At 53.5% G+C, this 23,717-nt stretch carries 23 protein-coding genes and 1 tRNA gene; 21 read left to right on the top strand and 3 right to left on the bottom strand.

Translation table 11 applies throughout. The features are described from left to right. Nucleotides 1–55: 55 nt before the first annotated feature. From Q8A57_RS01695 to Q8A57_RS01650, 10 genes are all read left to right on the top strand, one after another. Nucleotides 56–526, top strand: coding sequence for a Na+/H+ antiporter subunit E (locus tag Q8A57_RS01695; RefSeq protein ID WP_305169190.1), 471 nt, complete (start codon nt 56–58; stop codon nt 524–526). Next, complete coding sequence (locus Q8A57_RS01690) at nt 527–799, top strand: monovalent cation/H+ antiporter complex subunit F (protein ID WP_305169189.1); 273 nt, start codon at nt 527–529, stop codon at nt 797–799. Next, complete coding sequence (gene mnhG / locus Q8A57_RS01685; RefSeq protein WP_305169188.1) at nt 796–1,116, top strand: monovalent cation/H(+) antiporter subunit G; 321 nt, start codon at nt 796–798, stop codon at nt 1,114–1,116. The genes Q8A57_RS01690 and mnhG overlap by 4 nt, the downstream gene beginning before the upstream one ends. Nucleotides 1,117–1,140: 24 nt before the next feature. Then, nucleotides 1,141–2,127, top strand: a complete 987-nt coding sequence (locus tag Q8A57_RS01680; RefSeq protein ID WP_305169710.1) for a Na(+)/H(+) antiporter subunit B — start codon at nt 1,141–1,143, stop codon at nt 2,125–2,127. Beyond that, a complete protein-coding gene (locus Q8A57_RS01675; RefSeq protein WP_305169187.1) occupies nt 2,121–2,471 on the top strand; it encodes a cation:proton antiporter subunit C in 351 nt (116 codons plus the stop codon). Before Q8A57_RS01680 ends, Q8A57_RS01675 begins: the two co-directional genes overlap by 7 nt. Next, nucleotides 2,465–3,961 (top strand): monovalent cation/H+ antiporter subunit D family protein, encoded by a 1,497-nt coding sequence (locus Q8A57_RS01670; protein WP_305169186.1) that lies wholly within the window; start codon nt 2,465–2,467, stop codon nt 3,959–3,961. The genes Q8A57_RS01675 and Q8A57_RS01670 overlap by 7 nt, the downstream gene beginning before the upstream one ends. Next, nucleotides 3,958–5,433, top strand: coding sequence for a monovalent cation/H+ antiporter subunit D family protein (locus Q8A57_RS01665; RefSeq protein ID WP_305169185.1), 1,476 nt, complete (start codon nt 3,958–3,960; stop codon nt 5,431–5,433). Before Q8A57_RS01670 ends, Q8A57_RS01665 begins: the two co-directional genes overlap by 4 nt. A gap of 9 nt (nt 5,434–5,442) precedes the next feature. Next, nucleotides 5,443–5,751 carry a hypothetical protein gene (locus Q8A57_RS01660; RefSeq protein WP_305169184.1) on the top strand — a complete coding sequence of 103 codons (309 nt, stop codon included), beginning with the start codon at nt 5,443–5,445 and terminating at the stop codon, nt 5,749–5,751. After that, nucleotides 5,738–7,432, top strand: a complete 1,695-nt coding sequence (locus Q8A57_RS01655; protein WP_305169183.1) for a Na(+)/H(+) antiporter subunit D — start codon at nt 5,738–5,740, stop codon at nt 7,430–7,432. Before Q8A57_RS01660 ends, Q8A57_RS01655 begins: the two co-directional genes overlap by 14 nt. A 507-nt stretch (nt 7,433–7,939) precedes the next feature. Further along, entirely contained in the window at nt 7,940–8,386 is a 447-nt protein-coding gene (locus Q8A57_RS01650) for a hypothetical protein (protein ID WP_305169182.1), read from the top strand. A 115-nt stretch (nt 8,387–8,501) separates the two neighbouring features. Here Q8A57_RS01650 and Q8A57_RS01645 read toward each other — a convergent pair. Next, nucleotides 8,502–8,588, bottom strand: a tRNA-Leu gene (locus Q8A57_RS01645). Between the two features lie 203 nt (nt 8,589–8,791). Between Q8A57_RS01645 and rnr the strand changes: the two genes are divergently transcribed. The 3 genes from rnr to Q8A57_RS01630 all read left to right on the top strand — a co-directional run bounded on the left by rnr (nt 8,792) and on the right by Q8A57_RS01630 (nt 12,772). Then, nucleotides 8,792–11,245 (top strand): ribonuclease R, encoded by a 2,454-nt coding sequence (gene rnr, locus Q8A57_RS01640; RefSeq protein ID WP_305169181.1) that lies wholly within the window; start codon nt 8,792–8,794, stop codon nt 11,243–11,245. Nucleotides 11,246–11,294: 49 nt separating this feature from the next. Next, entirely contained in the window at nt 11,295–12,065 is a 771-nt protein-coding gene (gene rlmB / locus Q8A57_RS01635; protein WP_305169180.1) for a 23S rRNA (guanosine(2251)-2'-O)-methyltransferase RlmB, read from the top strand. 80 nt (nt 12,066–12,145) lie between these two features. Then, nucleotides 12,146–12,772, top strand: a complete 627-nt coding sequence (locus Q8A57_RS01630; RefSeq protein ID WP_305169179.1) for a CDP-alcohol phosphatidyltransferase family protein — start codon at nt 12,146–12,148, stop codon at nt 12,770–12,772. On the opposite strand, the gene Q8A57_RS01625 is transcribed toward Q8A57_RS01630, so the two are convergent. Beyond that, nucleotides 12,769–12,930 (bottom strand): DUF3012 domain-containing protein, encoded by a 162-nt coding sequence (locus Q8A57_RS01625; RefSeq protein ID WP_305169178.1) that lies wholly within the window; start codon nt 12,928–12,930, stop codon nt 12,769–12,771. The genes Q8A57_RS01630 and Q8A57_RS01625 overlap by 4 nt on opposite strands. A gap of 200 nt (nt 12,931–13,130) precedes the next feature. On the opposite strand from Q8A57_RS01625, the gene rpsF reads away from it, so the two are divergent. The 7 genes from rpsF (at nt 13,131) to panD (ending at nt 17,909) form a co-directional block, all read left to right on the top strand. Continuing rightward, complete coding sequence (gene rpsF / locus Q8A57_RS01620) at nt 13,131–13,586, top strand: 30S ribosomal protein S6 (protein WP_305169177.1); 456 nt, start codon at nt 13,131–13,133, stop codon at nt 13,584–13,586. A gap of 3 nt (nt 13,587–13,589) precedes the next feature. Continuing rightward, nucleotides 13,590–13,817 (top strand): 30S ribosomal protein S18, encoded by a 228-nt coding sequence (gene rpsR / locus Q8A57_RS01615; RefSeq protein WP_305169176.1) that lies wholly within the window; start codon nt 13,590–13,592, stop codon nt 13,815–13,817. Nucleotides 13,818–13,836: 19 nt separating this feature from the next. Next, nucleotides 13,837–14,694: a hypothetical protein gene (locus Q8A57_RS01610; protein ID WP_305169175.1), complete on the top strand. Its 858-nt coding sequence runs from the start codon at nt 13,837–13,839 to the stop codon at nt 14,692–14,694. A 47-nt stretch (nt 14,695–14,741) separates the two neighbouring features. Beyond that, entirely contained in the window at nt 14,742–15,191 is a 450-nt protein-coding gene (gene rplI / locus Q8A57_RS01605) for a 50S ribosomal protein L9 (RefSeq protein WP_305169174.1), read from the top strand. A 93-nt stretch (nt 15,192–15,284) separates the two neighbouring features. Continuing rightward, nucleotides 15,285–16,643 carry a replicative DNA helicase gene (gene dnaB / locus Q8A57_RS01600; RefSeq protein WP_305169173.1) on the top strand — a complete coding sequence of 453 codons (1,359 nt, stop codon included), beginning with the start codon at nt 15,285–15,287 and terminating at the stop codon, nt 16,641–16,643. A gap of 27 nt (nt 16,644–16,670) precedes the next feature. Then, a complete protein-coding gene (gene panC, locus Q8A57_RS01595; protein ID WP_305169172.1) occupies nt 16,671–17,516 on the top strand; it encodes a pantoate--beta-alanine ligase in 846 nt (281 codons plus the stop codon). A gap of 12 nt (nt 17,517–17,528) precedes the next feature. Then, a complete protein-coding gene (panD, locus tag Q8A57_RS01590; RefSeq protein WP_305169171.1) occupies nt 17,529–17,909 on the top strand; it encodes an aspartate 1-decarboxylase in 381 nt (126 codons plus the stop codon). A gap of 90 nt (nt 17,910–17,999) precedes the next feature. On the opposite strand, the gene Q8A57_RS01585 is transcribed toward panD, so the two are convergent. Beyond that, complete coding sequence (locus Q8A57_RS01585) at nt 18,000–19,904, bottom strand: propionyl-CoA synthetase (protein WP_305169170.1); 1,905 nt, start codon at nt 19,902–19,904, stop codon at nt 18,000–18,002. A 179-nt stretch (nt 19,905–20,083) separates the two neighbouring features. Here Q8A57_RS01585 and Q8A57_RS01580 point away from each other — a divergent pair, with 179 nt between their 5' ends. Then, nucleotides 20,084–23,599: a hybrid sensor histidine kinase/response regulator gene (locus tag Q8A57_RS01580; RefSeq protein ID WP_305169169.1), complete on the top strand. Its 3,516-nt coding sequence runs from the start codon at nt 20,084–20,086 to the stop codon at nt 23,597–23,599. The last annotated feature ends 118 nt before the right edge of the window (nt 23,600–23,717 follow it).

The following is a 23,717-nucleotide window of genomic DNA, read 5'->3' as shown; positions in this document are numbered from 1 at the left end:
AAATGGGGGCGGGTGCATTGCTCATGCCATCAGTATTGGGTTCAGGGTGGCTGTCATGAAACACAGTTTAAGTCTGTTTTTTCTTCTGGCGTTGCTCTGGTTGGGAAATTCCGGTCATTACACGCCTTTGCTGCTGGCAATCGGGGTGCTTGCCTGTCTTTTTGTTATGTGGGTCGCCCAACGTATGAATTTGGTCGACCATGAGTCACAACCCTTGAATCTGGGGTGGGGGATCTTCGGCTATCTTGGTTGGTTGACTGCCAAGGTGGTCAGCAGCAACGTGGCCGTGGTGGGCCATATCTGGCGGGGCAACGGGTCTATCAGCCCCAGTGTCGCCCGTCTGCCATTAAGTCAATCCACGGATATGGGAAGAGTGATTTACGCCAATTCCATTACATTAACGCCGGGCACTGTGGCTATGGATATGGATGATGGCAGTGTGGTGGTACATGCCCTGACTGAGGCGGGGATTCAGGAACTGGAACAGGGAGAGATGAACCGTCGGGTAGCGAGGCTGGAGGAGTAGATGCTAGCCGCAGCTGCAGTGGCCCTGTTGGTGGTCATGGTGATGGCGCTAGTGCGTGCCATGCTGGGCCCCACCATTTATGACCGGATACTGGCAGTCAATGTCTTTGGTACTAAAACAGTGTTATTGATTGCCGTGGTGGGCTTCCTGTTTGGCAGGCCGGATTTCCTGGATATTGCCCTGGTTTATGCCCTGATCAATTTTATTAGTGTGATCGGTGTTCTCCGCTATTTCGAATACAGCGGTAGCAGGCAGAAAGGTGCCAAGCCATGATGGCGGTATTGGCTGAGTGGCTGAGTGTACCCCTACTGGCCGTGGGTATTTTCCTGGTTGTGTCGGGCGGGGTGGGCCTACTGCGTTTCCCCGATATTTTTTGCCGTATGCATGCTGCGGGCGTCACTGAAACCCTAGCCTCGGGACTGATTCTGCTGGGGCTGATGTTGCTGGCCGGTTGGGGCATTGCAGCCTTCAAATTGTTGCTGATTCTACTGTTTCTTCTGATTACCAGTCCCACGGCCAGTCACGCGCTGGCCAAGGCGGCTCTCCACGGGGGCATGAAAGTGGACCCCGACAAAAAAGAAACATTCTGATACAAGAATAGGAGGAGTGTTGGCATAGAACTGTTACTCGATATTGCGCTGCTGTTCCTGCTGGCCATTACTGCGTTGGCGATTGCCCGGATGCGTGACCTGTTTGCCGTGGTGATGCTGGCGGGCATCTACGGGCTGCTCTCAGCCAGCTTTTTTGTGGCAGTGGATGCCGTGGACGTGGCCTTTACTGAGGCAGCAGTCGGGGCAGGGGTCTTCCCGTTACTGATGCTGACGGCCCTGGCGCTGGTTGGACGCCATGAACAGACAGCCGGTCGCAGGCCGCTTCTGTCATTTCTTCTGGTCTCTGTCACGGGAGCCATGCTGGTACTCGGCACCCTCGATATGCCGGCATTTGGTTCAGCCGACGCTCCGGCTCACCAGCATGTGGCTGTTCGTTATATCGAAACATCTCCTGCGGAGATTGGTATTCCCAATATGGTTACGTCTGTTCTAGCAGACTACCGGGCCTATGACACGCTGGGTGAGGTGGTGGTGATCTTTACAGCGGCCATGGGAGTGCTGGGGCTTTTGTCGGCTGCCAGCAGCAATACCGAGACTGTGCAGGCGACCATGCATGAACACCGGGTACTCAGGGTGGTCAGTAAAATGCTGATTCCTCTTATTCTGCTATTTGCGCTCTACGTTCAATTCCACGGTGAGTATGGGCCCGGAGGTGGCTTCCAGGCCGGTGTGATCTTTGCTGCCGGCATCATTCTGTACGCCATGCTGTTTGGCTTATCGAACACTCGGAAAATTATCCGGCCAGAGCTGTTACAGGTACTGGCGGCCTGTGGCGTGTTGCTCTATGGCAGCGTGGGTGTGGTCAGCCTGCTGAGCGGTGGCAATTTTCTCGATTACAGCCATTTGCTGGCAGACCCGCTGGCGGGACGTCATGTGGGCATTATTGTGATTGAGCTGGGCGTGGGCATTACCGTAGCTGCGGCAATGATCCTGATTTTCTACGCCTTTGCCAATATAACCGTGACAGATGAGGATTCCCCCCCATGTTGATGGAACTCTATAACTACTGGGTGGTAATCCTGCTGATGATGACCGGTTTTTATATCGTCATCGTGCAGGGCAACCTGATCAAGAAGCTGATCGGGCTCAATCTCTTTCAGACGTCGGTATTCATTTTTTATATCAGTGTCGGCAAGGTGGCGGGCGGAACCGCACCAATTCAGTCCGCAGGTATTGATGTCTACTCTAATCCACTGCCCCATGTGTTGATCCTCACGGCCATTGTGGTGGGTATTTCCACTACGGCACTGGCATTGGCGTTGGTGATCCGCATTCGCAATGCCTATGGCACTGTGGAAGAGGAAGAACTACAGAAGAGGGACTTGCAGTGCTGACGCATTTGCCGGTACTACAGGTGGTGGTGCCGTTGCTGGCGGCGCCCGCGTGCCTATTGCTTGACCGCGCGCGCCTCGCCTGGCTTTTCGCGCTGATGGCCACCACGATTTCCCTGGTGATCAGTGCCCTGTTGCTCTATCAGGTTAACCAGCATGGCACTTTGGTGTATGCCCTGGGTGGCTGGGATGCTCCCTGGGGGATTGAATACCGCATTGATCTGCTGGCAGCCTACGTGCTGCTGGTTGTTAGTGGTATAGCGACGCTGGTGATTGCGGCAATGGGGCAGGGCATTGCTCTGGAAATTCCCCAGGAGCGGCAGCCGGTTTTCTACGTGATTTATCTACTGTGTCTGGCAGGCCTGTTGGGGATTGTGGCCACGGGAGACATCTTTAATGTGTTTGTCTTTCTGGAGATATCCTCACTGGCAACCTATGCATTGATTGCCCACGGGCAGGATCGGCGTGCCCTGTGGGCGTCGTACCAGTACCTGATCGTCGGTACCATTGGTGCGACGTTTATTCTGATCGGTATCGGTTTTCTCTATAGCCTGACCGGCACCCTGAACATGCAGGACCTGGCGCAACGGATTCCTGAAACGGACAGTGTCCGCACGGCATACACGGCGTTTGCCTTCCTGGTAGTGGGGATCTGTCTGAAGCTGGCGTTGTTCCCCCTGCACCTGTGGCTACCCAATGCCTATGCCTATGCCCCTTCACTGGTGACGGCATTCCTGGCAGCGACGGCCACCAAGGTGGCTGTTTACCTGCTGATCCGGGTGCACTTCTCCGTATTTGGCGAACACTTTGTGTCGTCGGTGCTGCCGTTGCACAACATCCTTATCACCTTGGGGCTGATCGGTGTTTTTGTGGCATCACTGGTGGCGATATTCCAGACCAACATCAAACGGCTGTTTGCCTATTCGAGCATTGCGCAGATTGGCTACATGATCGTTGGCATCGGATTTGGTACGGCGGTCGGCGTACAGGCCACCCTGCTGCACCTGTTCAACCACGCACTGATGAAAGGCGCCCTGTTCATGGCCTTGGCGGCGGTGGTTTACCGGCTGGGCAGCGCCGATATTTCTGCTTTCCGGGGGCTTGGGCGACAGATGCCCTGGACCATGGCCGCCATCGTTATCGGCGGCCTGAGTCTGATCGGCATGCCGCTGACAGTGGGCTTTGTCAGCAAATGGTACCTGGTGCTTGCGGCGATCGAAGCCGACATGTGGCCAATTGCGCTGCTGATTCTGGCTGGCTCTATTCTCGCTGTCGTGTATGTCTGGCGCCTGGTTGAAACCGCTTATTTCCCGAGTGGCGATGAACCCATGCCAGAGGTGCAGGGCACCGTGGCCAGTCGCGAGGCTCCCTTGGCATTGCTTATTCCAACCTGGCTGCTGGTGGTTGTGAACATTTATCTGGGTATTGATACTCGCCTGACCGTAGGTACCAGCGGTGCGGTGGCAAGCGCCCTGTTGGGGGTTGGCCAGTGAACTTCTCGGTGATTGGTCTGATGCAGGCGGTGTTGGTCATCCCGCTGCTGGCAGCAGCAGGTGTTGCCCTGACCGGTCTGCGCCCAAACCTGCGGGAAGGTATATCTCTGGTTTCAGGGGCATTGTTGTTTGCGGTTGTTTGGTCTCTATACCAATCCGTCATGGCGGGTGATCGCAGTGGCTGGACTCTGCTGGAGCTGCTGCCGGGTTTGACTATCTCCTTCCGGCTGGAGCCTCTGGGCATATTATTTTGCCTGATTGCCAGTTCCCTCTGGATGGTGACCGTTCTCTATTCTATTGGCTACATGCGTGGTCATGGTGAGTCGAATCAGACACGTTTTTATGCACTGTTTGCCATTGCAATCGCTTCCGTTGGTGGGATTGCCTTGGCCGACAATCTGTTGACGCTGTTTATCTTTTACGAAGTCCTCACCCTTAGCACCTATCCATTGGTTACCCATGCGGGTACCGATAAGGCGCGGCGGGGTGGGCGGACGTATCTCGGCCTATTGCTGGGGACATCCATCGTATGCTTTTTGCCCGCCATTATTGGTACCTGGGTTGTGGCCGGAACACTGACATTTAAAGAGGGCGGCATTTTTGGTGACGATATCACCCCCGTATTGCTGTCGCTGTTGCTCGTGCTCTTTGTGTTCGGTATCGGCAAGGCCGCAGTCATGCCATTCCACCGTTGGTTGCCAGCAGCAATGGTTGCACCTACCCCCGTAAGCGCCTTGTTGCATGCGGTGGCTGTGGTCAAAGCCGGGGTCTTTGCCCTGGTGAAGGTGGGCGTTTTTATTTTTGGACTCGATACGCTAGGCACGCTTGCTGTGACGGAATGGCTGCTGTACCTGGTGGCCTTCGGGGTGTTGGCTGCCTCTCTCGTGGCCATGAGACAGAACAACCTCAAAGCGCGGCTGGCGTATTCCACCATCAGTCAGCTCGGCTATATCAGTCTTGGGGTGCTGCTGGCCACCAGTGCGGGTTTGCTGGGTAGTGCGCTGCATATCGCCATGCACGCCTTTGGAAAAATTACGCTGTTTTTCTGTGCTGGCGCCATCCTGGTAGCCAGTCACAAATCTGAGATCAGTGACATGCGTGGGCTTGGCCGTGCCATGCCGCTGACCATGGCGGCCTTTTTTATCGCCAGCCTGAGCATTATCGGTTTACCTCCGGCGGGAGGTTCCTGGAGTAAGTGGTACCTGATTCTGGGAACCCTTGAGGCGGGACAATGGCTGTTGATGGGCGTCTTGATGCTCAGTTCTCTATTGAATATCGCTTACCTGTTGCCGATTCCCCTGAAAGCCTTTTTTGCCACCGATAGTACCGGCAGTGTTGGTGCCGGTGAGGCCGCAGGCATACGTGAGGCGCCGCTTACTTCGTTGCTGGCGATCATGATTACCACACTGATGTGCCTGCTGTTGTTTTTCTACCCGCAGCCACTTTATGACCTGGCGCGAAGCATTGGATAGGGGGCAGCAGTGACGTCCGAGAAACAACATTTTTTCGACAAGCCCGGTAACGTGCGTCTTGTCCTGCGCGCCCTGTTTGCCTGCTGTATTCTGCTGCTGGGGCTGGACTTCGTGATCCACCGCCATATTTACCATTCCTGGGAAAATCTTTGGGGCTTTTACGCCCTTTACGGCTTTGTGGGTTGTGTGTTGTTGGTGCTGGTAGCCAAGTGGATGCGCACCTTCCTGATGCGGGATGAGGACTACTACCTACGCCGTGAACAGGCCGCAGATCGGGGCGAACTAAAGCGAGGAGGGCAGGCTGATGATGCCCATTGAGCTGCCTCCTTTTCTGTTTTTCTTTCTTGCAGGGGCTCTGGCGCTACTGCTGAACGGCACACCGCGAGCCGTACTGATGCTGCTGATTCCGGTGGTCAGTGCCGTCAACCTGTGGCTGACCCCGGCGGGGAGTTACTGGCAGATATCTTTCCTCGATTTTCAGCTTATCATTCACCAGGTGGACCGGCTTAGTATTCTGTTTGGTTACCTGTTTCACATCGCCGCGCTGATTGCCATTATTTATTCTCTGCATGTGCGTGACCGCATGCAGCAGGGTGCGGCGCTGTTTTATGCGGGCAGTGCCCTGGGGGCAGTTTTCGCCGGTGACCTACTCACCCTGTTCGTGTTCTGGGAACTGCTGGCATTAACTTCGGTATTCCTTGTTTGGGCGCGCCGTTCGGAGCGCTCCTATCGTGCCGGTATGCGCTACCTGATTATCCAGGTGCTGTCCGGGCTGTTGTTGCTGGGGGGGATCATTCTCTACAGCCGACAGGCCGAATCCCTGTCGTTTGGCGAGATTGGCCTGCAGGGAGTGTATGGCTGGCTGATATTCTTGGCGTTCGGTATTAAATGTGCATTCCCGTTCTTCCATAACTGGCTGACGGATGCCTACCCCGAGTCAACACCCACCGGGACGGTATTCCTCAGTGCCTTCACTACCAAGGTGGCCGTTTATGCACTGGCCAGGGGTTATCCGGGTACCGAGTTGTTGGTTTATATCGGTGCGGCCATGACCTGCTTCCCGATTTTCTACGCAGTGATTGAAAACGACCTTCGCCGGGTTTTGGCCTACAGCCTGATCAACCAGCTCGGCTTCATGGTGGTGGGTGTGGGGATTGGCACGGCGCTGTCCATTAACGGCGCGGTGGCCCACGCCTTTACTGATGTGATTTTTAAGGGACTGTTGTTTATGTCCATGGGGGCCGTATTACACATGACCGGGCGGATCAATGGGTCGGAACTGGGCGGGCTCTACAAGAGTATGCCGAAGACCACGGTGCTCTGTATTATCGGTGCTGCCTCCATTTCCGCGTTCCCGCTGTTCAGCGGCTTTGTCAGCAAATCTATGGTGATGAGCGCAGCGCTGGAAAATGATTACCCGTGGATCTGGTTGATGCTGCTGTTTGCTTCCGCAGGGGTGTTCCACCATGCCGGTATCAAGATTCCCTATTTTGCATTTTTTGCCCACGATTCCGGTATTCGCACCTCAGAGCCTCCGGCTAACATGCTGCTGGCCATGACCATTGCCGCGGCACTGTGTATCACCATTGGCGTATTCCCGGAAGTGCTCTACCAGCTGCTGCCCTATGACACTGGCTACAACCCCTATGACGCCACTCACGTGCTGGCCCAGACCCAGTTGCTGTGTTTCTCGGCACTGGCCTTTGTCTGGCTTAACATGAGACATATGTACCCGCCGGAACTGCCATCGGTGAATCTGGATGCCGAGTGGACATACCGCCGCCTGGCACCCGCCGCCTTGGCGAGGGTAACTGGTGCCGTCATTGCCGTTAACGGAGCAGTGCGTGCCACCGCAAAGAGCCTGTTTGACTGGGTTGTGGATTACATCACTCGGCATCATGGTCCCCAAGGCATCCTTGCCCGAACCTGGCCTACAGGTAGCGTGGTGATTTGGGTCGTGTTGTTGTTGGTTCTCTATCTGTCTCTTAGTTTGTATTAAGAAAAGGCCGTTTGTATAAAGTGTTTTTTTGCAGTGTGCACACCATGTCATCCTTTTATCTGTAGAAAGGTTAAGGGATAACCTGCTGCCCTTGCTGAATATGGAAAGGCATTGCTACCCCAAATACAGGTGTGAAATAAGAACCGATAATAGCCAGCTGGTTGGAATATCAGATTGCTAATATCTGGAGACAAAAATTAATTGAAGCCTTTGTTTATAACCTCTTGATGGTTTTTATCGTGAGTGGAAATATTACGCGATAACATTGACCAAATTACGCTTATCCATTGATTTTTATAATGGATTAAATATATTCAGCGGGTCAAAGGATTTGTTTTTCAACACAGGAGGTGGCTTGTTTTGTTCCCGGTATACTCCCTAGTAAAACCCCTTGAATTCCTTGCTACTAAAGACATTCAGCCTGGTCCTGACTTTGAATGTTTCTGTGTTATAAGGCCAAAGTGTTATAAAGCCTTAGGCTTTTGAATTTACTGTTAAGGGAATCCTATGGAAAGCAAAATTCCTATTCCAACAGACAACATCTATAAGTTTCTAGCAACTTTTGGCTTGGTGCTAATGGTTAGCTCACTGACTTTGTTGATCTATACCTATCAGGCAACGAATGATGTAGCTTTTAAAAATGCATCGGCAATATATGATTTGGATATTAGCAATAGACCTGACGAAGATAAGAAAAGAAGAGCGAAGCTCCTTAACCGGGAAGTTGAAATTACAGTAACCAATCGAAATGTCGCGAAGTGGTTCTTTTCAGGTCTATTTGGTCTTGGCTTTTTAGCTTCTATCGTTGGCTTCGAACGATGGTACAAATATATACAACCAGAGCACGATCGGGCGATAAAACTGCAAAACCAAAAGTTAGAGTTAGAGTTAGAGCTGGCCTCCCTTAACAAGTTAAGCCAGCAGGACGCGCAAAATACGCGCGCCCCTGCTTGAAGCGTTAGGCAACAAAACAACTTCAAGTCACAGTTTGAGGTCAGCTTGGTTGAAGTTCGATGATAGGCCGTAGTTGGAGTTCGTGTTGCTGAGAGTCAGCAATGAGATATGAGAATGGTGCCCAGGAGAGGACTTGAACCTCCACCCCCTTGCGAGGACCAGCACCTGAAGCTGGCGTGTCTACCAATTTCACCACCTGGGCATTCCGAGGAGCAATTGCTGCTCTTTCAGAGGTGGCGAACTATAGTGATCGTTCCTGCGATTGTCAATTATCGACAGTAAAAATATCCCGTTATCTTCGTTGTCTTACATGCCTTCGTCGGTACGAAAATCATTGGCTTGTGTGCCGGTATCTGCTGTTATGATATATAAACCTGAGCTGTTTCCTCCTGTTAGAGAGATTGAATGAAAAAACATGTTCGTAATGACCCTCATGCCGAGCGCGAGGCTGCCAAATACGACCGACCCATCCCCAGCCGTGAATATATTCTCGACTTCCTCAATGAGAGTACCGGCCCTCTGACTTACGAAGAACTATGCACGGAATTCGGCATTCAGGACGAGGATGCCCGTGAGGCGCTGCGCCGCCGGTTGATCGCCATGGAGCGTGATGGCCAGACAGTGCGCAATCGCCGCCATGCTTATGGCTCTCTGGACAAAATGAACCTGATCAAGGGGCGGGTCGTTGGACACCCCGAGGGTTTTGGTTTTGTGATTCCATCCAGCGGGGGCGATGATCTGTTCCTCTCCAGTCGCCAGATGCGACGGGTCATGGATGGCGACGAGGTCTTGGTCAGAATTGCCGGCTGGGACCGTCGCGGTCGCCCTGAAGGTTCTATTGTGGATGTGGTGGAGCACCACACCACCACGCTGGTTGGTCGATATTTTGTAGAAAGCGGCATTCATTTTGTCCGCCCCGATAACCCCCGCATGACCCAGGACATTCTGATCCCCACGGAGCAGCGGAGTGAGGTTGAGCCCGGGCAGATTGTGGTGGTTGAAATTACCACTTTCCCAAGCCGCAACAACCTGCCTGCAGGACGTGTGGTCCAGGTGCTTGGAGAGCACCTGGCGCCGGGTATGGAAATTGATATTGCCATTCATAATTACGGTATACCCAATGCATGGCCTGACGAGGTAATTGCCGAGGCTGAGGCCATTCCAGAGACGCTGTTGCCGGAAGATGGCCAGTACCGGGTGGATTTGCGCCAGATGCCGTTCGTTACCATTGACGGTGAAGATGCGCGGGACTTTGATGATGCGGTCTTCTGTGAGCCGCGCCGTAATGGGTGGCGTTTGCTGGTGGCTATTGCTGATGTGTCCCATTACGTTCAGGTGGGTAGTCCCCTTGATCGGGAGGGTTATCAACGGGGTAATTCCGTGTACTTCCCCCAGAACGTAGTGCCGATGTTGCCGGAAAAGCTGTCCAATGGCCTGTGTTCGCTGAACCCGAATGTGGACCGTCTGACCATGGTCTGTGATATGACACTGGATAACGGTGGCAATATCACCAAGTACCAGTTTTATGAGGCCATCATCCATTCCCACGGGCGGCTGACATATACTCAGGTTGCCGCCATGATCGCCCAGCGGGGCGATCGGGATAGCGGTGTTCGGAAACAGTTCCACGCGTTGACGGCACATGTGGACCACCTGCATGAACTTTATTTGATGTTATTGCAATCCCGAGAGGTTCGCGGTGCCATCGACTTTGACAGCCGGGAAACACGCATTCTGTTTGATGCTGAGCGCAAGATTCAGCAGATCATTCCCTCGGAACGCACAGAAGCTCACCGCCTGATTGAGGAATGTATGCTGTGCGCCAATGTGTGCGCGGCCAGCCTTCTGCAAAAGAGCAAACTGCCGGCGTTATACCGGGTTCACCAGGGGCCTCGCCAGGAAAAACTGGCAGACCTGAGAGAATTTCTGGGCGAGCTGGGGCTGGGTTTGCCGGGTGGCGATGAGCCAACTCCCAAGGATTTTCAGAGGGTTTTACGACAGGTGGCGGGGCGCCCAGATGCGGGCGTAATTCAGACGGTGATTCTGCGCACCATGAATCAGGCGGTTTACGATCCGGAGAACGAGGGTCACTTTGGCCTCAACTACCCGGCCTACACGCACTTTACCTCGCCGATACGCCGTTACCCAGACTTGTTGGTGCACCGGGCAATCCGCTACCTGATCCGCAAGAAAGGGCGAGCCAGCCACGTGAAAAAGGTGGACGGCGCCCCATTGCTCAAATCCGCTCAGATTTATCCCTATGACGAAGCCTGGATGGTAGGTGCTGGTGAACATTGCTCCATGACGGAGCGCCGTGCCGATGAGGCTACCCGTGACGTGGTCAACTGGTTGAAATGTGAGTATCTGTTGTCTCGGGTTGGCGAGGAATACAATGGCGTCGTGGTTTCGGTTACCGGTTTTGGCCTGTTTGTCCAGCTCACGGAATTGTTTATCGAGGGACTGGTACATATCACCGGCCTTCCGAAGGATTATTACTATCATGAGGCAGCGCACCACCGACTGGTGGGCGAGCGTACCAAGCGTGTATTTGGTCTGGGTGACAAACTGCTGGTGCGAGTCAGCAGGGTAGACCTGGATGAAAGAAAGATCGACTTTGACCTAGTGGAAGAGAACCGCCGAAAATCCAGAAAAGGCGTAACGGTGACCCCCAAGGCTCTGGAGATGGCGGTTGAACATGAGCAGGAAAGAACACGCCGTCAGCCCCGAGGAAAAAAACGCGCCACTTCCGGTCAACCCCCGGGGAGCACACCGGCATCCAAACCAGGTAAACCGAGACCTAAAAAAACGGGGAAATCCAGCAGTTCCAGGCGACGCAAGTCAACCGCCAAAAAGCGCTAGTGATGGTAAGCAAAAAGAACCGGGGCACCGGTTAAAGACGAGTTAAATAATGGCAAAAACAGGACAGGAGCAATCCCAGGCCCAGGGGCAGTGGGTTTTTGGTATGCATGCGGTGCAGGCAATATTGAAAACCTCCGCAGACAAGGTGCGGGCCTTGAAAGTCATGAAGGGGAGGGATGATCAGCGTCTGCAGAAACTGTTAAATCTGGCGGACATGCATAGCATTGAGGTGCTACGTGTGAGTCGCAAAGAGCTGGATCAGTTGACTGAAGGCGAGGGCCGCCACCAGGGCGTTGCCGCATTCTGCGAAAGTGGCGACATTCAGGACGAGCACTTTCTTTTTGGGTTGCTGGAGCAACTTCAGGTGCCGCCTTTCCTACTTGTGCTAGATGGTGTTACCGACCCCCACAACCTGGGGGCCTGCCTGAGATCTGCAGATGCAGCGGGTGTGCAAGCTGTGATCGTGCCTAAAGACAATTCCGTGAGCCTAACGCCAACCGTGCAGAAAGTGGCCAGCGGTGCTGCTGAAACAGTCCCCCTGATTGTCGTCACTAATCTGTCGAGAACCCTGAAGCAGTTGCAGGAAAAGGGTCTGTGGATTGTGGGCACTGCTGGCGAGGCAGACAGCCTGGTTTATCAGGCGGACCTGAACGGGCCGCTGGCGATCGTGATGGGTGCTGAGGAAAAGGGCTTGCGGCGGCTGACGCGGGAGCACTGTGATGTGCTGGTCAAACTGCCGATGGCTGGTGCGGTCAGTAGCCTGAATGTCTCTGTGGCTGCGGGTATTTGCCTGTTTGAAGCGGTGCGCCAACGACACTAACGACCGTGCCTTAGTGAGGAGAAACCCCTATTAACCGCCGTCGTCATCAAATTACCCAGCGGGTTCTGGAGAACAACCAGATGGCCACCCGAAACCTGGTGTTGAATTTACCCAATGTGATCAGCGCTCTCCGGGTAGCGTTGATGCCGGTTTTGGTCCTTCTGGCGCTGGAGCAGAAAGTGATTCCCTTTCTGGGGGTGTTGGCTTTTTTACTGTTCAGCGATTGCCTCGATGGCTATCTGGCCCGTCGTTTAGGGCAGGTTACCGAGCTGGGGACGCGCCTGGATAGCTGGGCAGATCTGAGTACCTATGCTGCCATGTTGATGGGATTGAAAGTATTGTGGCCGGAGGTTTTTGTCCGAGAAGCCGGTTATCTGGTGGCCGCATTCAGCGCCTGGCTGGTGCCTCTCCTGGTGTGCCTGGCCCGATTCCGGTGTCTGCCGAGTTACCATACCTGGAGTGCAAAGCTGGTAGCCATTTTGTTGGCACCGGCTTATTTCGTGGCGGTGATTTGGGATAGCTCCCTGTTCCTGCGCGGGGTGTTGCTTTTTTATCTTTGGGTGGCTTTCGAGCAGCTGGTGATTACTTGTATCCTGCCCCACTGGCAGAGCAACGTGGCTGGATTCTGGCGTGCTGCAGCCGTGGCCCGCGGCAGCCAGCCCCTGGAAGAGCTGGCTGCAGGTCAAAGCGAGGGAAGTTCACCTTAGAAAATACAGTGCTTGGTGAAGTCGGCGGCTTCGTTGGCAGTCCACTCACCCTTGGGTTTTTCCTTCATGTCATTGCACCAGGCTTCACTGCCAACCTTGGCGCAACCAGCCAAAGACAGTGAGAAAATGGCGGCCAGCAACAGGGTAAACTTTTTCATCGATAACTCCTTTCCATAAACGTGCGTGAAGGCTGAAATCATAACTGCTCAGACTTCGCACTCCTAGTCTATAAGTGCCTGAATTTTCCTTGAAATTACAGTTTCATCCCCGTAGAATGCCCGCCCTTGGCCTACTTGGGCCAAGACACTCCTTGCTGCACCGCATGGGGCGGGCAGCTACTTACCCGTAAGGAGGCACAATGCGTCACTACGAAATCGTTTTTATGGTTCACCCGGATCAGAGCGAACAGGTCCCCGGGATGATTGAACGCTATACCGGTACAATTAATACCGGCAATGGCAAAGTCCACCGTCTTGAAGACTGGGGTCGTCGCCAGCTGGCCTATCCCATCAACAAAATTCACAAGGCTCACTATGTTCTGATGAACATTGAGTGTGGTCAGGACGTTCTGGACGAGCTGAATTCTAACTTCCGTTATAACGATGCAGTTATTCGCAGCGCAGTGTTTAGCTGCGACGAAGCGATTACTGCCGAATCGCCCATCATGAAAGCCGAAAAGTCTGAAAGCCGTTCCGAGCGCCGCGAGCCTCGTCCGTCTGACAGCGAAGGCGTCACTGAGAAAGCAGATACTAAGTCAGAAACAGACGAAGAAACTAAAGCGTCTGCTGATGAAGCAACGGAAGAGGAGGAATAAGCAATGGCTCGTTTTAACCGTCGTCGCAAGTTTTGCCGCTTCAGCGCGGAAGGTGCCCAGGAGATCGATTACAAGGATCTGGACACCCTGAAACAATACGTTTCCGAAACCGGAAAAATCGTACCAAGCCGTATCACTGGCACTAAGGCCAAGTATCAGCGTCAGCTGGCTACCGCCATCAAACGTGCCCGTTTTCTGGCTCTGCTGCCCTACACGGACAGCCATAAGTAAGTATTGGTAAAACCAACCTATGCGCGCCTTGGCTGAATTTATCATGCGCGGGCGCCTGCAGGCGGCACTGGTTGCCCTGGTAGGCAGTCTGGTGCCGATGCTCAGTCCGGCAACGGTCTCTTTGGTGACCTTGAGCCGGGGCGTAAAAGAAGGCCTGTTAGTAATGTTGTGGGGTTTGTTGCCCCTACTGATGGCCTTTTACGGCAGCGCTATCAACCCGATGATTACGCTGGCGACCATGGCAGGGCTGCTGGTCGTTGTGACGTCATCAGAAGTACTCCGTCTCACCGTGTCGTGGACGAGTACCTTGACGGTGATGATGGCGCTCAGTGCGCTGTCGGTTTTGTTACTGAATCTGTTGTTTGATAGTTCGGTAGCGAACCTGGAAGTGGCTGTGGCAAACATGTTCAGCCAGTTGCAAAAACAGGCAGGAGATTCGGAAGCGGCATTCATGCCGGGCCGGACATTCCTGTTGGGTGTGATTGGCTATGTGGTTGCACTAACTACCGTGATCAGTCTGATTCTGGGTCGCTGGTGGCAGGCACAACTCTATAATCCCGGTGGTTTTCGGGAAGAGTTCCACGCATTGCGTTTCAACCGCAATGTGGGCATAGCACTACTGGCCGGGGTGGCAGTTTGTTACCTGTCGCCGGAGGAATACGCCAGTTGGGCAGGCCTATTGGGTTTGCCGTTGCTGCTCAGCGGCATCGCACTCGTGCATCATACGGTGGCTTTCTACCAGATAGGTGCACATTGGTTGGCAATTTTTTACGTGGGCTTGTTAATGATAGGTCCCTTGAGTTTGATACTGGTCGGTTTGGGATTTCTCGACAGTGTCTTGAATATACGCGCCAGGTTGGCAGCGCGGGCCAAGTAGCTCTGCCACCCCGGTGATAACAGGTTATTAAAGAGAGGATATCCGAGATGGAAGTTATTCTTCTGGAGAAAGTCGGCAAGCTCGGCACAATCGGTGACAAAGTCAATGTGAAGGCTGGCTATGGACGCAATTTCCTGATTCCACAGGGTAAAGCGGTGTTCGCCACAGCTGAGAACCTGGCTGAATTTGAAGCCCGTCGTGCAGAGCTTGAAGCCGCTGCCGCCGAGCAACGCAGCTCTGCTGAAGCACGTGGCCAGCAACTGGCAGCGCTGGATGCCATTGTCATTGCCAGCAATGCCGGTGATGAAGGCAAGCTGTTTGGCTCCATCGGCACACGCGATATTGCCGATGCCATTACTGCGGCTGGTGTTGAAGTGACCAAGAGCGAAGTGAAGTTGCCTGAAGGTGCACTGCGTGAAACGGGTGAATTCGAAATCGACATCCAGTTGCACGCCGAAGTGACCCAGCCTATCAAGCTGACTATCGTCGCTGAGTAATTCGGCAGTTCCCTGCCGTTTCAGTATCGGTAACAATACGGCACTGCACTGTAATCAGCGCAGTGCCGTTTTTGCATTGGCGAGAGACAGTAGATGGTTGATGAAAGGGGAACCACAGAGCAGCAGCTCCCTCACTCCATAGAGGCGGAGCAGGCTGTGCTCGGCGGCCTGATGCTGAGTAATGGTGCCTTTGATACTGTCGCCTCGGTCATTTCCGAAAAAGATTTTTTTGCCAGCGATCACCAGCTGATTTTTGAAACCATGCGGCAGCTTTCTGCTGAGCAGAAGCCGCTGGATCTGATCACGCTTTCTGAATCCCTTGAAAACAACAGTCAACTGGACCATGTAGGTGGTTCGGTATACCTGGCTGAGCTCGCCAACAATACACCCAGCTCGGCCAACATCAGCGCCTACGCACAGATCGTGCTGGAACGCTCAATCATCCGCCAGCTGATTTCTGCCGCTAGTGATATCGTCAAAAAAGGCTACAACCCCCTGGGGTGGGACAGCAGCAAATTGCTGGCCGAAGCGGAACGCAAGCTCTCTGATATTATCCAGAATCGCCCCAAGCAGGGCGGTTTCCTATCGGTCAATGACCTGCTCAAGCAGGCAGTTGAACGCATTGATCAATTATTTAATAACGATGAAGACATCACTGGGATCAGTACAGGGTTTGATGACCTGGATGAGAGAACGTCCGGTTGGCAGCCTGCGGATCTGGTGATTGTTGCCGGTCGTCCATCCATGGGGAAAACCTCGTTTGCCATGAACATGGCTGAGCATGCTGTATTGAACCAGGATAAGCCGGTACTGGTGTTCAGTCTGGAGATGCCCGCCAGCCAATTGATCATGCGGATGATGTCCTCTCTGGGCAAAATTGATCAGACCAAAATGCGCTCGGGCAACCTGTCTGAAGATGACTGGCCCAGACTGTCCAGTGCGGCATCGAGACTGAAAGATCGCCCCCTGTATATTGATGATACCCCCGGCATTACCCCCATGGAGTTGCGCAATCGGATACGCCAGATTGCCCGTGAGCAGGGTGATCCCGGTCTGATCGTGGTGGACTACCTGCAGCTGATGAGCGGTAGTGTGCCGACGGATAATCGCACCAACGAAATTTCTCAGATCTCCCGTGAGTTGAAGACCATTGCCCGGGAGTTTAGTTGCCCTTTAATTGCGTTGTCTCAGTTGAGTCGTAATCTGGAACATCGCCCCAACAAACGCCCGATCAATTCTGACCTGAGGGAGTCCGGTGCTATTGAGCAGGATGCGGACGTCATTGTCTTCATCTACAGGGATGAGGTGTACAACGAGGACAGCCCCGACAAGGGTGTGGCAGAAGTGATTATCGGCAAGCAGCGTAATGGCCCGATCGGCACCTGCAAATTGGCCTTCCTGGGCAAATACACACGGTTTGAAAATCTCGCCCGGGATTATTTCGCCGAGTAATCCTCGTCTTATCTGTTCGGAAACCCCATGCAAATATTTCATTCCATACAAGGCCTCCGTCAATCATTGTTGCAGTTACGCCGTCAGGGTAAGCGCATCGGCTTTGTTCCCACCATGGGGAACCTGCACGATGCCCATATTGAACTGGTGAAGCGGGCGCAGCAGACCAATGATATTGTGGTCTGTTCAATTTTTGTCAATGGCCTGCAATTCGGTCTCAACGAAGACTGGGACAAGTATCCGCGAACCTTTGAAGATGATTGCGCCAGGTTACGTGCCGTAGGCTGTGACTTCCTTTTTCACCCGGATGATAACGAGATGTACCCCAATGGCCTGGATACCCAGACCCGGGTTATTTGCCCCACGATGACCGATGTGTTGTGCGGCGCCAGTCGTCCCGGCCATTTCGAGGGGGTCACCACTGTGGTCACCAAGCTCTTCAATATCGTGCAGCCGGACGAAGCGGTTTTCGGTATCAAGGACTTTCAGCAGCTGGCGGTAATACGTCGCATGGTTGAAGACCTCTGTATGCCGGTCGAAATTACCGCGGCTCCCATTCATCGTGAGGCGGATGGACTGGCCATGAGTTCCCGCAACGGTTACCTGACGGCAGAAGAGCGTCCCCGCTGCAACCAACTCAACCGCAGCCTGAGTTGGGTTGTTACCCAGATAGAGGCAGGCAACAGGGATTTTCCGGCACTGGAGGCGGAGGCGAAAAGCCAGATTGAACAGGCGGGTTTCAAAGTGGACTACGTGACAGTGTGTAACAGCAAAACACTGGAACTTGCCGCGGAAGATGACCAACAGATTACGGTGCTGGGGGCAATGTACACCTCCCATGCACGACTGATTGACAATATTTCCCTAACGTAGAGGAATACCATCATGTTGAGCACCATGCTGAAAGGCAAATTGCATATGGCCAGCGTTACCCATGCCGAACTTTGGTATGACGGGTCCTGTGCCATTGATGCCAACTTACTGGAATTGGCAGGTCTGCGGGAGTTTGAGCAGATTGACATCTACAACGTCAATAATGGTGAGCGTTTTACTACTTATATTATTCGCGGCGAGCCTGGCTCAGGCATTATTTCCATGAACGGTGCAGCCGCACGCAAATGCCAGGTGGGTGACCGGGTGATCATCGCTACCTATGCCCAATATTCCGAGGAAGAGCTGGCTAAGTACAAACCCCGCCTAGTTTATCTGAATGCCGACAATACCGTAGAGCGTTCTGACAATACCATTCCCGTCCAGGCGGCCTGAAGTTTCGAGGCCCAATCCGCAGGCAAAAAAAACCGGTGGTTGTGGCCACCGGGAAGGATTGCTGGAATGGAGAAAGCGTAAAGAGGTTGTTTAGGCAGAAGGTCTTCCCGCGGTTTTCATCGCCTGAGAAATTTCATCCAGTATTGCGGGATCATCGATGGTCGAGGGCACGTTGTAGGACTCGCCATCGGCAATCTGGCGCATGGTGCGACGCAGAATTTTTCCAGAGCGGGTCTTGGGAAGTCTTTGCACAATCAATGACTGATCGTAGCAACCCACGGCCCCAATTTTCGCACGCACCATTTGTTTCAGCTCCGCGGCGAGATCGTCCTTGCGAAGGGATGCGCCATCCTTGAGAACCACCAAGCCCAGGGGCAGTTGTCCTTTAAGGCTATCGCTAATACCGATCACGGCACATTCAGCGACCGCCGGGTGAGATCCGACAATTTCTTCCATTTGACCGGTGGACAGGCGGTGGCCAGCGACGTTAATGACATCGTCACAGCGACCCATGACAAAGAGATAATTTTCTTCGTCAAGGTAACCCTCGTCACCGGTCAGGTAATAGCCTGGATAGGTGTTTAGATAGCCTGCTTCAAATCGTGGGTGATTGCCCCAGATAGTGGCCAGCGTGCCCGGAGGCAGGGGCAGCTTAATGGCGATATTACCTTTTTCACCGCCACTCACCGGTTCACCGGCTTCGTTGAGAATCTGTACCTGGTAGCCAGGCATTGGCACCGTGGCTGAACCAGGCTTGGTGGGCATGGGTTCAAGACCTATAGGGTTTCCGGCTATGGCCCAGGCAGTTTCTGTCTGCCACCAGTGGTCAATCACGGGCAGCTTGGTTTTTTCTTTCAGCCACTCGTAAGTGGGGGGGTCCAGTCGTTCCCCAGCCAGGTAAATACGCTCCAGTTTCGACAGATCGTATTGCTTCAGGTTTTCAGCTTCAGGATCTTCCTTTCGAACTGCACGAAATGCAGTGGGTGCCGTAAACATGGTCTTTACGCCGTGTTCAGCACAGACCCGCCAGAAAGCACCGGAGTCAGGGGTCCTGACCGGTTTGCCTTCATACAGAATCGTGGTGCAGCCAGTCAGGAGGGGAGCGTAGACAATGTAGGAATGGCCTACCACCCAGCCCACATCAGACGCGGCCCAGTAAACATCACCGGGTTCGACGTTATAGACAACATCCATGCTGTAGCACATCGCGACTGCATGCCCACCGTTGTCCCGCACCACTCCTTTGGGTTTACCGGTTGTCCCGGAAGTGTAGAGGATATACAGCGGATCAGTACCTTTGACAGGAACCGGTTCCGCGGGTGTAGCGCCTGAGACCAGATCCTGCCAGTCGACGTCCCGTCCGGGTTGCATGTCTGCCTGTGACTGTGGACGCTGGAGTAAGACCACATGACGGGGTTTGTGCTCGGCAATCTTGAAGGCCTCATCAACCATGGGCTTGTAATCGATGACACGGTTGATTTCGATGCCACATGACGCTGTCACGATGACTTTCGGGTGAGCGTCATCAATACGCACAGCCAGCTCGTCGGGAGCAAAGCCGCCAAATACCACGGAGTGTATTGCGCCCAGTCTGGCACAGGCCAGCATGGCGATGGCCGCTTCGGGCACCATTGGCATATAAATCACTACGCGATCACCTTTTTCCACACCCAGGCTTTTCAGTCCACCGGCAAACAGCGCTACTTGATCACGCAATTCACGGTAGGTGTAGGTGGCTTTGGTGTCGGTAACCGGGGAATCGTAGATCAGCGCGGCCTGTTCACCTCGACCCTGTTCCACGTGATAGTCGAGACACAGATAACTGGTGTTCAGCTCCCCGTCGGTATACCAGCGAAAGTATTCGTTCTCATCCACGCTGAGAATGTTGGTCGGCTTTTTATACCAGGCAATACGATTAGCCTGTTCTTGCCAGAATTGTTCAGGGTTTTCCAAAAACTGTTGATATTGTTTCTGATAGGCATTAACTACAGACATATTGAGATCCTTCCCCCAACCTTAAATTATTTTGCTGAATTGTTTGCCATGGGCACCGTGAGCGCAATACGACCTAGGTACAACAACTTAAGTAGCACATCACTTGCAACCTTCACGAAAATCATCGACTCTTCAGCCATGACAGGTTATGCGTTGCCATAAAAGGTTTCCGAGAAGCCATGATTTCTCAACCCTTGCTGTTGCTGATTGCCTTGAGTTGCGTGTTTCTTCTCGTGCTTGTCGCCCTATGGGCAGAGCGTCAACCTGACTGGCACAACCGTTTACGCCCCTATATTTATAGCCTGACTCTGGCCGTCTACTGTTCTTCCTGGACATTTTTCGGGGCCGTAGGTGTGGCCCCCCAATATGCTTGGGCCTATATTCCCATCTATCTGGGCCCCATGCTGGTGTTTGTATTCGGTGGGCCGATTCTCCGTAAACTCGTCAATATCGGTAACCGGCAGAAAACCACCTCCATCGCCGACTTTATTGGTTCCCGTTATGGCAAACGTCAGTTGTTGGCTGCGCTGGTCACCGTGGTGGCCGTGGTCGGCTCCATGCCCTATATCTCGCTGCAACTGAAGGCGATTTCACTGGCTTGGGATACCCTGTCTGGACCGACGGAGACAAGTTCCGCATACCTGCCTGACAGCGTATTGGTAACCGCTCTGATGCTGGCACTGTTCGCAATGGTTTTCGGTACCCGGCACATTGAGGGGCGCGAACGGAATCGGGGCATGATGGCGGCACTGGCTGTAGAGTCGGTGATTAAAGTGGTGGCCATGGTGGCGCTGGCTATCCTGGCGCTCGTTATGGCGAGTACCGTGGAACTCGGGCCATTGCTTTCCGATGATGTGCTCATGGACTCATGGTTATCAAACCCCGTTAACCCGCCATTTATCACCATGGTCCTGTTGTCGATGTTGGCGATCATCTGCCTGCCCAGACAGTTTCATGTCACGGTGGTGGAGTATCAGAGTGAGCGCGATCTTCAGGTAGCCCACTGGTTTTTCCCTCTTTATTTACTGGTGATTATGGCGGTGGTGCTGCCGATCTCTGTGGTGGGCACCCATCTGTTCTCTGGTAGTGAGGTGGCGCCAGACACCTATGTTTTGAGTCTACCGATTAGCAGTGGTTCTGAATTGCTGGCCATTCTTGCCTTTGCTGGTGGTTTCTCTGCGGCGACGGGCATGGTGATTGTGGCCTCTGTGACACTTTCCATTATGGTGTCGAACGAAATCATCTTGCCGTTGCTGTTACGTTGGCGGAAGGATCAGTTTCGGCAGACGGCCTACTTCATGGGCCAGCACCTTCGCTGGATTCGGCGGGTATGCATTCTTGCCATACTGATGGCCTCCTGGGTCATGTATCGGATGATGAGGGAGGAAGAGGCGTTGGCATCCATTGGTCTGGTGTCTTTTGCCTGTTTTGCCCAACTAGCTCCTGCGCTCCTCGGCGGAGCCTATTGGCGACGCGGTCATGCCAAAGGCGTTTATGCCGGGCTGGCCGTGGGATTTCTTTTCTGGTGGTATTGTCTGTTGCTGCCCACGCTATTGCCCACCGACGATGTGATTCTTGTTCAGGGGCCCTGGCAGCTCCAATGGCTGCGCCCCCAGGCACTTTTCGGAATGGATTTTCTTGACCCGCTCAGCCATGGGGTTATCTGGAGTCTGCTGAGTAACCTGCTGATCTACATCGTTGTTTCGTTACTGGTCAGACAGGATGAACGGGACTGTTTCCAGGCTGCCGAATTTGTGGATGCGCCAGGTCCAACCCTCTATGGCGAAGACGATTACGAACTGTCTTCCATACGGGTAGTGCAGTTGCGGCAATTGATGGAATCATTCCTTAACCGCAAACAGCAGGCAGAACTGTGGCGTGGTTGTGAGGAACGTTATCAGCAGAGACTACTTGACAATGACCGGGCACCCGTCTTTGTCGTACGCCGGGTAGAGCGTTACCTGGCGGCAATCGTGGGGTCGGCGTCGGCACAAAGCGCGATCACGCTTTTACAGAGGACCGAGCCTCTACAGTTCAGTGACTTGGCCGCTATTGTTGGCGGAACATCAGAGCAACTCCAGTTCAATCGTGACCTGCTGCAAACCACGGTTGAAACGATTTCCCAGGGTATTTGCGTGGTCGATGCCGATCTCAGAATCGTCGCCTGGAATCGCCGCTATGAGCAGATGTTTGATTATCCGGCTCGGCTACTCTATGTGGGATGCCCAATCAAATCGGTGTACGAATACAATGCCAAAAAGGGGCTATACCGGGATTCCGATAACCCCGAGAGCCAAGTAGAGCGCCGACTGGAATTGCTGCGCAATGGGGGTTCCCACCGATTTGAGCGCACATTGCCCAATGGCACCACCATTCAGGTTGTGGGAAATCCCATGCCCAATGGCGGTTTTGTTGCCAGCTTCACAGATATTAGTGAATACAAAACCGTGGTTAAGGCGTTGGAAGAGGCGAAAGCCACACTGGAAGATCGTGTTGCCCAGCGCACGGCAGATCTTTCCAATCTTAATTTTAAAATGGGGGAAGAAATCCGTTTACGTGCCCGCGCCGAGGAAGAACTGCGTGAACTGCATGCCAGTAAAAGCCGTTTCATGCAGGCGGCAAGTCATGACCTGTTGCAACCGATCAGCGCCGCCAAACTGTTTCTGACTTCCATTCAGCATCAAATTGCCGGCACTGACCAGGCATCGCTGGCCCATCATATTGGTCATGTGCAGAAATCCCTTGAAACGTCTGAAAATCTGATCTCCGCCCTCAGGGAAATCTCCGGCCTCGAAGGTGGCAAAATGCAACCGGATATCAAAAGTTTCTGTCTTCACTCCATGCTGGAAGAATTGGCTGCTGAGTTTGGTGCCCTGGCGTTGGAGAAGGGAATTGAATTACGTTTTGTGCCCAGCCGTAAGGTAGTGGCCAGCGACCCACATCTATTGCGTCGTATTTTGCAGAACTTCCTCAGTAATGCCATTCACTACACCAAACGAGGTCGTCTGTTGCTGGGTTGTCGCCGTATCAACAACGGGTTGCGCATTGAAGTGTGGGATACCGGGCCGGGTATTGCGCCCCATGCCATGGACAGAATTTTTATGGAGTTTGAACGGCTCAGTCCAGGCGCCACCAGCACTGATAAAGGACTGGGGCTCGGGCTGACCATTGCCAAGGGCATGGCGGATCTGATGCACCATGAAATTGGAGTCAAGTCAGAACCCGGTGAAGGTTCAGTATTCAGCATTCTGGTTCCCCTCGGGAACCCGGTGTTGGTTCCTGAAACACCGTCGTCAACACCCAAAGTGAGACCGGAATTAAGAGGGCTTCGGGTTCTCTGTATCGATAACGAAGAGGAAATTCTTGAAGGAATGAAAAGCCTGCTTAGCCAATGGGGTTGCCAGGTGATGCTGGCAAAAGGACCAAAAGACTTGCAGGCGCTGGTGAGCAGCTATCCACCGGATATTATGCTGGTGGACTTTCACTTGGAGGAACACCTTACGGGTATTGAGCTGGTGCGCGAAATGCCACAAACCTGGCGTCATCGCCCCTGTATAATCATCAGTGCAGATAACTCCGATGAGGTTCGCCAGCAGGTCGAACAGGCCGAGCTGCACTACATGTCCAAGCCGGTTTCCCCCGAGAAACTCGCCAAGCACATCACCGAATTGGTCCGGCCCACTAAAACGGGCTAAAGCCACTGTCTTTAGAGTTCGCATTTTCCTGGCGCATAGCCGGTTAAATATCGCCTGTTACCGAGAGGCAACAAACCATTTTTTGGATGCCATGTGTGGTGCTTTTCCAGAAGGTTCT

This window comes from Porticoccus litoralis, assembly GCF_030676955.1.
Classification (GTDB): Bacteria; Pseudomonadota; Gammaproteobacteria; order Pseudomonadales; family Porticoccaceae; genus Porticoccus; species Porticoccus litoralis.
This window is presented reverse-complemented; position numbering and strand designations above follow the sequence as displayed.